General features: G+C 68.4%; 9 protein-coding genes and 1 pseudogene. 5 read left to right on the top strand and 5 right to left on the bottom strand.

Features of this window, described 5'->3' with window-relative positions; translation table 11 throughout:
- On the top strand, positions 1-1,846 hold a 1,846-nt coding region (gene ppdK, locus Q0379_RS13540), incomplete at its 5' end, for a pyruvate, phosphate dikinase (RefSeq protein WP_299009599.1).
- Between the two features lie 94 nt (positions 1,847-1,940).
- Entirely contained in the window at positions 1,941-2,600 is a 660-nt protein-coding gene (locus Q0379_RS13535) for a class I SAM-dependent methyltransferase (RefSeq protein ID WP_299009597.1), read from the top strand.
- 271 nt (positions 2,601-2,871) lie between these two features.
- Here the strand turns inward: Q0379_RS13535 and wrbA are convergent, their stop codons facing one another.
- Positions 2,872-3,471 (bottom strand): NAD(P)H:quinone oxidoreductase, encoded by a 600-nt coding sequence (wrbA, locus tag Q0379_RS13530; protein WP_013079080.1) that lies wholly within the window; start codon positions 3,469-3,471, stop codon positions 2,872-2,874.
- An 80-nt stretch (positions 3,472-3,551) separates the two neighbouring features.
- A complete protein-coding gene (locus Q0379_RS13525) occupies positions 3,552-4,256 on the bottom strand; it encodes a pirin family protein (protein ID WP_299009591.1) in 705 nt (234 codons plus the stop codon).
- Positions 4,257-4,384: 128 nt separating this feature from the next.
- On the opposite strand from Q0379_RS13525, the gene Q0379_RS13520 reads away from it, so the two are divergent.
- Positions 4,385-5,287, top strand: coding sequence for a LysR family transcriptional regulator (locus Q0379_RS13520; RefSeq protein WP_299009588.1), 903 nt, complete (start codon positions 4,385-4,387; stop codon positions 5,285-5,287).
- On the opposite strand, the gene Q0379_RS13515 is transcribed toward Q0379_RS13520, so the two are convergent.
- Positions 5,284-6,879 carry an ice nucleation protein gene (locus Q0379_RS13515; RefSeq protein WP_299009585.1) on the bottom strand — a complete coding sequence of 532 codons (1,596 nt, stop codon included), beginning with the start codon at positions 6,877-6,879 and terminating at the stop codon, positions 5,284-5,286. The two genes, Q0379_RS13520 and Q0379_RS13515, sit on opposite strands and share 4 nt — an antisense overlap.
- A gap of 175 nt (positions 6,880-7,054) precedes the next feature.
- Entirely contained in the window at positions 7,055-8,359 is a 1,305-nt protein-coding gene (locus Q0379_RS13510; protein WP_299009582.1) for an Hsp70 family protein, read from the bottom strand.
- Between the two features lie 128 nt (positions 8,360-8,487).
- On the opposite strand from Q0379_RS13510, the gene Q0379_RS13505 reads away from it, so the two are divergent.
- Positions 8,488-9,669 (top strand): NAD(P)/FAD-dependent oxidoreductase, encoded by a 1,182-nt coding sequence (locus Q0379_RS13505; protein ID WP_299009577.1) that lies wholly within the window; start codon positions 8,488-8,490, stop codon positions 9,667-9,669.
- A gap of 125 nt (positions 9,670-9,794) precedes the next feature.
- Here Q0379_RS13505 and Q0379_RS13500 read toward each other — a convergent pair.
- Positions 9,795-11,003: pseudogene (locus Q0379_RS13500) on the bottom strand (DbpA RNA binding domain-containing protein); the annotation flags it as partial.
- Between the two features lie 342 nt (positions 11,004-11,345).
- Here Q0379_RS13500 and Q0379_RS13495 point away from each other — a divergent pair.
- Positions 11,346-11,746 (top strand): tripartite tricarboxylate transporter substrate-binding protein (locus Q0379_RS13495; protein WP_299009573.1); only part of this gene is annotated, 401 nt, incomplete at its 3' end.

Below are 11,746 nucleotides of genomic sequence, written 5' to 3'. Positions count from 1 at the left end.
ATTCCTGATCAACGCCCAGGGCGAGGACGTGGTGGCCGGCATCCGCACGCCGCAGTCGCTGACCAAGGCCGCCCGCGAGGAGATGGGCGACACCGCCCCCTCGATGGAAGAGGCGATGCCCGAGGTGTTCGGCCAGTTCAAGACCGTGGTCGAGACGCTGGAGCGCCACTACCGCGACATGCAGGACATCGAGTTCACGGTGGAGCAGGGCAAGCTCTACATGCTGCAGACCCGCAACGGTAAGCGCACGGCCAAGGCCGCGCTGAAGGTGGCGGTCGACATGGCGGCCGAGGGCGTGATCTCGAAGGAAGAAGCTGTTGGCCGCGTCGAGCCGGCCTCGCTGGACCAGCTGCTGCACCCGACCATCGACCCGACCGCCCACCGCGACGTGATCGCCGTCGGCCTGCCGGCCTCGCCCGGCGCGGCGACCGGCAAGATCGTCTTCGACAGCGACGCCGCCGAGAAGGCCGCCGCCAATGGCGAAGCCGTGATCCTGGTGCGCGAGGAAACCTCGCCCGAGGACATCCACGGCATGCACGCCGCCCGCGGCATCATCACGGCGCGCGGCGGCATGACCAGCCACGCGGCCGTCGTGGCGCGCGGCATGGGCCGGGCCTGCGTCTCGGGCGCCGGCGACGTCGCCATCTTCGAGAAGGAAGGCCTGTTCCGCGTCCGTGGCCGCGATTTCAAGGCCGGCGAGATCATCACCATCGACGGCTCGACCGGGGAAATCCTGGCCGGCGCGCCCAAGATGATCGAGCCCGAGCTGACCGGCGACTTCGCCACCCTGATGGGCTGGGCCGACGAGGTCCGCCGCCTGAAGGTGCGGGCCAACGCCGAGACGCCGCTGGACGCCAAGACCGCCCGCCAGTTCGGCGCGGAAGGCATCGGCCTGTGCCGCACCGAGCACATGTTCTTCGACGACACCCGGATCGCCGCCGTGCGCGAGATGATCCTGGCCGACGACGAGAAGGGCCGCCGCGCCGCTCTGGCCAAGATCGCGCCGTTCCAGAAGGCCGACTTCGTCGAGCTCTTCACGATCATGGAAGGCCTGCCGGTCACGATCCGCCTGCTGGATCCGCCGCTGCACGAGTTCCTGCCGCACACCGAGGAAGACGTCCAAGCCGTGGCCGAGGCCACCGGCCTCGACGCCGCCAAGCTGATGCGCCGGGCCAAGGAGCTGCACGAGACCAACCCCATGCTGGGCCACCGCGGCTGCCGCCTGGGCGTCTCGTATCCCGAGATCTACGAGATGCAGGTCCGCGCTATCCTCGAGGCCGCCTGCGAGATCGCCAAGTCGGGCAAGGCCGCTCCGGTCCCCGAGATCATGCACCCGCTGGTCGCCAAGGGCGAGGAGATGAAGTACCTGCGCGACCTGACCGACCGCGTCGCCAAGGCGGTGCTGGAAGAGCAGGGCGTGGACCTGAAGTACACCGTCGGCACGATGATCGAGCTGCCCCGCGCGGCCCTGCGCGCCGGCGACCTGGCGGCCAACGCCGAGTTCTTCAGCTTCGGCACCAACGACCTGACCCAGACGACGTTCGGCATCAGCCGCGACGACGCCGGCAAGTTCCTGGGCGCCTATATCGACAAGGGCATCTTCGAGAAGGACCCGTTCGTCAGCCTCGACCAGGACGGCGTCGGCGACCTGATCCGCATCGCCGCCGAGCGCGGCCGCGCGGCTCGCCCGGACGTCAAGCTCGGCATCTGCGGCGAGCATGGCGGCGACCCGGCCTCGATCGGCTTCTGCGAAAAGGTCGGCCTCGACTATGTGTCGTGCTCGCCCTACCGCGTGCCGATCGCCCGCCTGGCGGCCGCCCAGGCGGCGCTGGCGAACAAGCGCTAGGCGCTCGCTTCAAGCCTGAACCCGGTTGGAGGGCCTCGGACTGGACAGTCCGGGGCCCTTTGCCTATCCGGGAGCCAGACCTCGGGGGGAAGTCATGGCCTATCTGCGCTGGCGCCGGTTCACGGAGCTGCTGTCGCTGGACAATCCGGCTCTAGGCGAGCTCTTCATGCGCAAGCGCCACAAGCCGATCGTGGCCGCGCCCGTCGAGAAATGGGACGCCGAGTACCAGGCCGGGATCTACGACCGGCTGAACCGCTCCGAGCAGCGTCATCACCATCGCCTGCTGGCCGCCATGATCGCCGATCGCTGGCCCAATCCGCGCGTGCTGGAAATCGGCGCTGGCGAGGGGGTGTTCTTCGAGGCCCTGCGCGCGCACCGCCCGGCCCGCTATGTCGGCGTCGACTTCTCCAGGCCCGCCGTCGAGCGCGGCGAACTGCGCCTGGCGCCCGAGATCGCCATCGGCGAGGTCAAGATGGTGCTGGGCGACGGCCGGACGTTCCAGACCGACGAGACGTTCGACGTCGTGGTCTTCTCCGAATGCATCGAGCATCTGGGCGAGGTCGAGGCCCTGGTCGCCCACTACGCCCCGAACCTGAAGCCCGACGGCGCCGTCGGCCTGACCATGTGGCTGGCGCTGAAGCCGTTGCGCCTGTGGCATCGCCTGAAGGCCATGGGCGAGGTGCTGGACGAGGCGGTGATCAACACGCCCTGGGGCGGCGGCTGGCTGGTGGCCGTGGTTCGGCCGAAGGGCTGAGAAGTCGGCCTTGCGCCCCCTCCGTCACGTCGCCTAGCGGCGCCGCGCCACCTCCCCCGTTTCACGGGTGAGGAGGGCCATGTCGTATCCTCCTCACCCGTAGCGAAGCGTGCGGGGGAGGTGGCGCGATGCGGATACGCATCGTGACGGAGGGGGCGCTCTATCCCAAACGCAAAACCGCCCCGAGGCGGGAGGAGCCTCGGGGCGGCTGTTAGGCCGTCCGCCTTGGGGGGAGGGGACGCGGACGGCGACTGACGGCTAGGGGGAGGGATTAGCCGTGCAGCTTGATGGCGGTCTCGGCGACCTTACGGCCTTGGTAGCGGGCGCCCATCAGTTCGTTCTCGCTGGGCTGACGCGAGCCGTCGCCGCCGGCGATGGTGGTGGCGCCGTAGGGGCTGCCGCCGGTGACTTCATCCAGGGTCATCTGGCCGGCATGGCCGTAGTCCATGCCCACGATCACCATGCCGAAGTGCAGCAGGTTGGTGATGATCGAGAACAGGGTCGTTTCCTGGCCGCCATGCTGGGTCGCCGTCGAGGTGAAGGCGCCGCCGACCTTGCCGTGCAGGGCGCCGCGGGCCCACAGGCCGCCGGCCTGGTCGAGGAAGGCCGCCAGCTGCGAGCTCATGCGGCCAAAGCGGGTGCCCGTGCCGACGATGACGGCGTCGTAGTTGGCCAGGTCCTCGACCGTGGCGACCGGGGCTTCCTGGTCGAGCTTGAAGTGGGCGCGTTGGGCGACTTCCAGCGGCGCGGTTTCCGGGACGCGCTTGATGTCGACCTGGGCGCCGGCTTCGCGAGCGCCTTCGGCGACGGCCTTGGCCATCGTCTCGATGTGGCCGTACGACGAGTAGTAGAGAACGAGAACCTTGGCCATGACGGCTCCTTTGCGTGCGTTGAAGGGGAGAAGGTCGGACGCGAGGCTAAGGTTTCCCCGCGTCCGGTTCTTGAAGAAAATTAGTCCTGGGCGGCGTCGACGAGCACGAGCTCGGCGTCTTCCAGGGCGGTGACGGTGATGACGTCCTCGTCCTTGATGCCGGCGCCGTCGCGGGCGTTCAGCTTGACGCCGTTGACCTCGACCGACCCGACGGCCGGAACGAGATAGCCGCTACGGTCCTTGCCCAGGGCGTAGGTGGTGCTCTCGCCCGCCTTCAGCGTCGCGCCCAGTACGCGGGCGTCGGTGCGGATCGGCAGGGCGTCGGCGTCATCGGCGAAGCCCGAGGCCAGGGTGACGAACTTGCCCGAACGGTCGCCCTTCGGGAACGGCTTGGCGCCCCACGACGGCGCGGCGCCGAAGTTCTTGGGCTGGATCCAGATCTGGAAGATCCGGGTCGTTTCCGGCTCAAGGTTGTACTCCGAGTGCCGGATGCCCGTGCCAGCGCTCATCACCTGGACGTCGCCGGCCACGGTGCGGCCCTTGTTGCCCAGGCTGTCCTGGTGGGTGATCGCGCCGTCGCGGACATAGGTGATGATTTCCATGTCGCTGTGCGGGTGCGGCGGGAAGCCGGTGTTGGGGGCGATTTCGTCGTCGTTCCAGACCCGCAAGCTGCCCCAGTTCATGTTGCGGGGGTCGTAGTAGCTGGCGAACGAGAAGTGGTGCTTGGCCTTCAGCCAACCGTGGTCGGCGCCGCCAAGCTTTTCGAACGGTCTGCGGTCGATCATGGCTCTAACCCTTTCAGTCTCTTAGAAGCGCCGCTCCGGCGCGTCGTGTTGAGGAGAAGATAGGGGATCTGGCGGGATCCGAAATGGAAACTGTTGAAACACATGGTTTCCAAAACTAAGCTATCGCCATGTCCAAGCTCCCCGATCTCGAAGGCCTCGCCGTATTCGCCAAGGTGGTGGAGCTGCGCTCGTTCGCCGCCGCCGCCGACGAACTGGCCATGTCCAAGGCGACGGTGTCCAAGGCGGTGACGCGGCTGGAGACCCGGCTGGGCTCGCGCCTGTTCAACCGCACCTCGCGCCGCCTGGCCCTGACCGACGCCGGCCAGTCCCTGGTCGAGCGCGCCACGCGGGTCCTGGCCGAGGCCCAGGCGGCCGAAGAGGAGGCCTCGCACCAGTCCTCGGCGCCGCGTGGGCTGGTCCGGATGGCCGTGCCGATGTCCCTGGGCATCACCACCCTGGGGCCCGTGCTGCCCCCGTTCTTCGAAGCCTATCCGGAGGTCTCGATCGATCTGCACCTTTCGGACGCCACCATCGATCTGGTGGGCATGGGCTTCGACCTGGCGCTGCGCGTGGCGGCCCTGCCGGACAGCTCGCTGGTGGCCCGGCGCCTAAGGGCGGTGAAGCGTCACCTCGTGGCCTCGCCCGCCTATTGGGACAAGCACGGTCGTCCGCACCATCCGGCCGACCTGGCCCAGCATCGCGGCCTGACCTATGGCCACCAGTCCGCGCCGGAGACCTGGCGCTTCCAGAAGGGCGGCGAAGAGGCCTCGGTGCGGCCGCGGTCGGTGATCCGCGCTAACAACGGCGACGTCCTGCTGCCGGCGCTGCTGGCGGGCTCGGGCGTGGCGTTGCTGCCGGACTTCATCGTCGGGCCGGCGGTGGCCGATGGCCGCCTGGAAGAGGTGCTGACGGAGTGGCAGGGCGCGCCGATCGCGCTGCATCTGGTCATGCCGCCGGGCGGGCCTCGGCCGGCGCGGGTCGAGGTGCTTGCGGCCTATCTCGCCAAGACCCTGGGCGCCTCCGGGCGCTAGAGGCTCTCGACTTGAGCCGGGGTGAACGCGGCGACCTGAAGCGGCGTCATGGCCGCGAGATTGGTGGTCGACAGCCAGTCCAGCTGATTGATCGTCAGGCCCGGGATCTGTGACGGCAGCAGATAGCCGATCTGGGTCGTGGAGAGGCCGGCGATCACCGTGGTCGACAGCGATCCGATCTGGCTGGCCGACAGGCCTTGAACCTGCGTGCCCGTCAGTTGCGCGAAGGCGGTCGAGGACAGGCTGCGCATCTGGTAGGCCGAGAGCCCCTTCAGGGCCGTCGTCCCGATGGACGCCATCTGGGTTTGCGACAGCGCCGCCAGGTTCGTCACCGACAACGCGGACACCTGGGTCGCCGAGAAGGCGCCGATCTGGGTCGCAGCGAACTCGCCGATATCGGTCGTGGTGAGTCCGGCGAACTGGGTCGCGGTCAGTCCGGCGACCTGCGTGTTCGAGAGCGCCTGGACCGCCGTCGCGTCGAGACCGCTGACGTTCGCGGACGACAGCCCGCCGATCTGTGTTGACGTGAAGCTCCTGAACTGGGTGCTGGACAGTTCCGCGAAATCGGTCGCGCTCATGCCGGCGATCTGGGTCGATGTCAGCCCCGCCAGCTGGGTTGAGGTCAGGGCGCCGACCTGCGTGGCGGTCAGGGCGCTGATGTTACTGGCCGACAAGGCCGCGATTTGGGTCGCGGTGAAGCCCGAGACCTGGGTCGGGGTCAGCTCGGCGAAATCCGTGGTGCTGAGGCCGCTAAGCTGGGTGGTGGTGAGGGCCGAGATGTAGGTGGCGCCCAGAGCGGCCACCTGGGTCGACGAAAGGCCGCCAAAGGCGCTCGCGCTGAGGCCGGCCACCTGGGTGGCGGTGAAGGCAGCGACCTGGGTGTCGGACAGCGCCGAGGCCTGGGTGCTGGTAAGCCCCTTCAGCTGCGAAGCGGAGAAAAGGGCGATATCGGTGTCGAGATAGTTGAGTTGAGCGGTGCTCAGCCCGCCAACCTGCGTCGCCGTCAGGCCCTTGAGCTGGGTGACGCTCAGCGCGTCCAACTGGGTAGTGTCTAGCGCCGAGATCGCGGTGGACGACAGCGCCGAGACCTGAGCGGCCGACAGCGCCTGCAACTGCGTGGCGGAGATTTCGGCCACGTCGGTGACGCTCATCGCGCCGATTTGCGAGGCGGTCAGAAGCTTCAGCTGGGTCGTTTCCAGCGAGCCGATCTGGGTGGCGTCCAGCGCGGTGAACTGGGTGGCGTTCAGCCCGCCGATCTGGGTGGCGCTGAGCACGTCCAGTCGGCTGGTGTCCAGCTTGGCCAGCTGGGTCGAGGTCAGGGCGTTCAGCTGGGCGCCGCTGAACGACGCCAGTTGCTCGGCGTCGAAGATCAGGTTCTGCGCGAAGGCCGGGATCTGGGTCGCCGTGAGGCCCTTGACCGCCGTGTTGGACAGGGCCGAAACCTGGCTGGCGCTCAGCCCCGCCAAGGCCGTGTTGGTCAGGGCGCCGACCTGGGTGGTGGTGAGCGTCTCGAGCTTGGTGGTCGACAGGCTCTGCACGGTCGTCGCCGACAGGGCGGAGATCTGTGCGGCGGAGAGGTACGAAATCGGCATGGACTCGTTGCCCCAAAAATACGCTGGCGCGAATCGTTCGCGCCAAGTCTAGGCCAAGGCGCACAACTCAGCCATGCGACCATGAGGTGCGGTCGCGATGCGCTCTGCCTACCGTTATTGTTGTGGGGGCAGGATAAAACTCTTCTAAGGATCGAGTTGAATCCGCTGGTTACCTTTAGCCGGCGCGCATGGTCCACAGGTCGAGGTCGGCTTCGCGACCGATCAGGGCCAGGCCCGAGGCGATGGACTCGAATTCGCCGCCGGTTTCGATCTTGTCGGCCCCAAAGCGGCGCAGGAAGATCTCGCGGACCGCCGGCACGAACGAGCTGCCGCCCGTCAGGAAGACGCGGTCGACGCCGGTTTCGGCCAGACCCGCGCGATCCAGCGCCTCGGCCACGGCGGTCTCGATCGCCGTCAGCTCGGGGGCGATCCAGCTTTCGAACTCGGTCCTCGCCACGCGCTTTTCAATGCGCACCGAGCCGGCCTCGAAGTGGAAAGTGGCCTCGTCGCAGCTCGACAGGGCTTCCTTCAGCGCCGACACCGAGCGGTAGAGGGCGTAGCCGTGATTGCCATCCAGCACCTCGATCAGGGCGGCGATCTTGTCGGGCTCTACCGCTGTGCGCTCCAGGGCGCGGATGTCGCGCATGTCCTTGGAGGCGCGCAGCAGCGCCAGCTGGTCCCAGCGCGCGAAGGCGGCGTAGTAGCGCTGGGGGATCGGCAGTCTGTTCGAGAACGAGCGGTAGTCCGAACCCTTGCCCAGCTCCGGCGAGACCAGCTGGTCGATGATCCGGTAGTCGAAGGCGTCGCCGGCGAGGCCCACGCCCGAGCGCGACAGCGGCGTCGAGCGCAGAGTCCCGTCCGCCGCGCGCTCGAACCGCACCAGCGAGAAGTCCGAGGTGCCGCCGCCGAAGTCGGCCACCAGCACCGTGGCGTCTTGCTTCAGCTGCCGCGCGAAGAAGAAGGCCGCGCCGACCGGCTCATAGGCGTAGCGGATGTCGGTGAAGCCCAATCGCTGGAACGCCGCCTCGTAGCGCGTCAGGGCCAGGGCCTCGTTCGGCGAGCTGCCGGCGAAGGTCACGGGACGGCCGACGATGATGCGCGGCGGCAGGTCGTCCATCTGGGCGCCAGCGTGCTCGCGCAGCCGCAGCAGGAACGCCGCCAGCAGGTCCTCGAACTGGTAACGCTTGTCCAGGATCCGCGTCTCGGTGAAGGCGGCCGAGGCGGCGAAGGTCTTGAACGACTGGATGAAGCGGGTCTCCAGCGGCTCTTCCAGGTAGGCCTCGATCGCCCACGGGCCGGCCTCGACGATACGCTCGCCAGCCACGCTGTGGAAGCTGAGCGCCGAGCGGAAGGCGAAGAGCTCGCGGTTGTCGATCGCGAAGCGGACGAGGCGCGCGTGGTCGTCGCCGTGCGTCATCGAGACGACGGTGTTGGTGGTGCCGAAGTCGACGCCGATCGTCGGCGCGGTGGCGGCCGTCATGGGAGCTCGAGGTCCTGGGGAGAGGCGGGGCGAGCGTCGTAACGCCTCACGCCGCCGCGTCAAGGGCGGCCGGTTGACACCGGACCGGACGTCGGCTCGAAGAGGCGCGAGCAAGCAGCGGGCGAACCTTGGAAAACTTCGACGTCCTGGTGATCGGCGCGGGCGCGGCCGGCATGATGTGCGCCATCGAGGCGGGCAAGCGCGGCCGCTCGGTGCTGGTCGTTGATCACGCCAAGGCGCCGGGCGAGAAGATCCGTATCAGCGGCGGCGGACGCTGCAACTTCACCAACACCGGCGCGTCGATCCACAATTTCCTGTCGGCGAACCCGAAGTTCGCCCTGTCGGCCCTTCGTCGCTATCGCCCCAAGGATTTCATCGCCTTGGTCGAGCGATACGGGATCGCCTATCACGAAAAGACCCTGGGCCAGCTCTTCTGTGACGGCTCGGCCAAGCAGATCATCGACATGCTGCTCGCCGAAATGAAGGCCGCAGGCGTCGTTCTGCGGCTGGAGACCAGCGTCCAGGGCGTAACCAAGGTCGAGGGTGGGTTCGAGGTCGGGCTGTCCTCGGGCCAGGTTCGCTGCCAGTCGCTGGTCGTGGCCTCCGGCGGCAAGTCGATCCCGAAGATGGGCGCGACGGGCCTGGGCTATGATATCGCCAAGCAGTTCGGGCTGGGGATCGTCGAGACGCGCCCGGCCCTGGTTCCGCTGACCTTCGAGCCGGCCATGCTGGCGCGACTGGCGCCGCTGTCGGGCGTGGCGCTGGACGCCGTGGTCGCCCACGGCAAGACCAAGTTCCGCGAAGGCATGCTGTTCACCCACCGTGGGCTGTCGGGCCCCTCGATCCTGCAGATCTCGTCCTACTGGCGCGAAGGCGACGAGATCCGGGTCGACATGGCGCCGGGCGTCGACGCCCTGGCGGCGCTGAAGACCGCTCGGACCGCCACGCCGCGCCAGGCGGTGGCGACCGTGTTGTCGACCCTGCTGCCTAAGCGCGTGGCTCAGGTCGCCGCCGAGGAAGAGGCGGCGGATAAGGGCAATATCGCCGACTGTTCGGACAAGGTGCTGGGCCGGCTGGCCAGCGCGGTGAACGCCTGGACCTTCAAGCCGGTGGGCTCGGAAGGCTATCGAACGGCCGAAGTGACGCTGGGCGGGGTCGACACCGACGATCTGGATTCGCGGACCCTGGAGGCCAAGGCCGCGCCAGGTCTCTATTTCATCGGCGAAGTCGTCGACGTCACCGGCTGGCTGGGCGGTTATAACTTCCAGTGGGCCTGGGCGTCGGGCTGGAGCGCCGGGCAGGTCGCGTGAATCTGCTCCCCCCGCTGGGGGAGCTGTCGCGAAGCGACTGAGGGGGCTACTCGGCCTTAGCCGAGCTGCCCCCTCCGGCCCTCTGGGCCACCTCCCCCGGAGGGGGAGGAGAGCCCGATAGCTAACTACTTCTTCTTGAACGGCTTGCCCGCCGGCTTGCCGCCAGGCTTGGCGTCGAAGCTCTTGGCCTTGAAGGGCTTGGGACCCTTGAACGGCTTGGAGGGGCCATCGCCGTCGCGCTTGCCGGCGTAGGGCTTGGCATAGGGCTTCGGACCGGCGGCGTTGTCCTCGAAGCGCTTCTTGAACGGCTTCTTGGGCGCGTCGCCTTCCGTGCGCGGCGCGCGCGGCTTGAAGTCTCCCCGCGGGCGGTCGTCCTGCGGACGCTCGTCGTGGCGCGGCTTGAAGGCGCGCTTGGGACGATCGGCCTGCTCGGTCGGCGAGTAGGGGCGATCTTCACGCGGCGGACGCGGCGTGAACTCCCGTTGCGGACGATCGCCGTCCTCGAAGCGCTTCTTGAACGGCGGACGCTGCGGGCGCTCGTCGCCTTCGCCACGCGGCTCGCGCGGCTTGAACTCGCGGCGCTGCGGGCGGTCGCCGTCCTCGCGGGGCGGACGCGGGGGGCGCTCGCCACGCGGCGCGGGCGCCGTGGTCGGGGTGATCGAGACGTCCTCGCGCACGGTCGACTGCACGGCCGCGCCGAACTTGGTCGCCGCCTCGGCCGAGATCTCGAACTTGGTGTCGTAGTCGAAGATCCGGATCGCGCCGATGTCCTTCTTGGTGATGTGGCCCAGGCGGCAGATCATCGGGATCAGCCACTTCGGGTCGGCGTTGCCGCGACGGCCGACGCTGATCCGGAACCACTCCGAGCCTTCCATGTCGACGCGCGGTTCGCGGAGCGGACGCTCGCCCGCCAGGCGCGGACCCGGATCGGCGCCATGGCGCGGATCGTCATAGATATCTTCCGGCGACGGCAGCTTGGCGCGACGCGTGCGGATCAGGGCGGCGGCGATCTCGACCGGCGTGCGCTTGGCCAGCATGGCCTCGGCCAGGGCGATGTCCTCCTCGGTCGAAACCTCGGCGAAGATCGGATCCTCGAGCAGGCGCTCCTGGTCCTTCTCGCGGATCGAGTCCGCGCTGGGCGCGCCGCCCCATTCGGCGTCGACGCCGGCCGCGTACAGCAGCTGCTCGGCCTTGCGACGGCGGGTGTAGGGCACGACCAGGGCGCTGACGCCCTTCTTGCCCGCGCGGCCGGTGCGGCCCGAGCGGTGCAGCAGGGTGGCCTTGTTGATCGGCAGCTCGGCGTGGATCACGAGGCCCAGGTCCGGCAGATCGAGAAGGTGCTCGAGCAGGCGCGCGCCGAGCGTGCGAGCTTGGCGCGAACCTGGCGCTGGGTTGCAGACCCCACTGAGGTCGATCCGGTGAGGCAAGCCCTGGTACTGGGCGAGCCCTCTCGCGTGGTTTGGTGCGCCAATCAGGCATCCGGGCAAAAATGCCCGTGGAAGGCCATGATGCGACGCACAAATGCACTTCATGGCCTTGGCCTATCAAAACTGACCGGAGACCGATCGATGCCCACCTCCCTGCAACCCTTGTCGTTGCGATCCCTTTTTCCTCGTCGCGCCCTTCTGCGAGCGGCCTCTGCCGCGGTGTGGGGTCTCGTGGGGGCTGCCCCGCTGATGGCGCAAGAGGCCTTTCCGGCAAGACCCATCCGATTCATCGTGCCCTATGCCGCTGGTGGCACCACCGATCTGGTGGCGCGCACGGTGGGTGCGCGCATGGCCCAGACCCTGGGGCAGCCGGTGATCATCGACAACCGCGGGGGGGCTGGCGGCAACATCGGCATGGATGCGGTGGCCAAGTCGGCCCCTGATGGCTACACCGTGGGCATGGGTGCCATTTCGACCAATGCGCTCAATCCCCACATCTACAAGAAGATGGCGTTCGACCCGCGCAAGGACTTCACGCCGGTGGCCCATGTGGCCGACGCACCCAGCGTGCTGCTGGTCACCAACAGCCTGCCGGTCAAGACCGTGGGCGAACTGATTGCCTACGCCAAGGCCCACCCCGGCAAGCTCAA

Origin of the sequence: uncultured Caulobacter sp., assembly GCF_937900395.1 — a bacterium.
GTDB lineage: Bacteria > Pseudomonadota > Alphaproteobacteria > Caulobacterales > Caulobacteraceae > Caulobacter.
The sequence above is the reverse complement of the archived record's forward strand: the minus strand, read 5'-3'. Positions and strand labels throughout refer to the sequence as shown.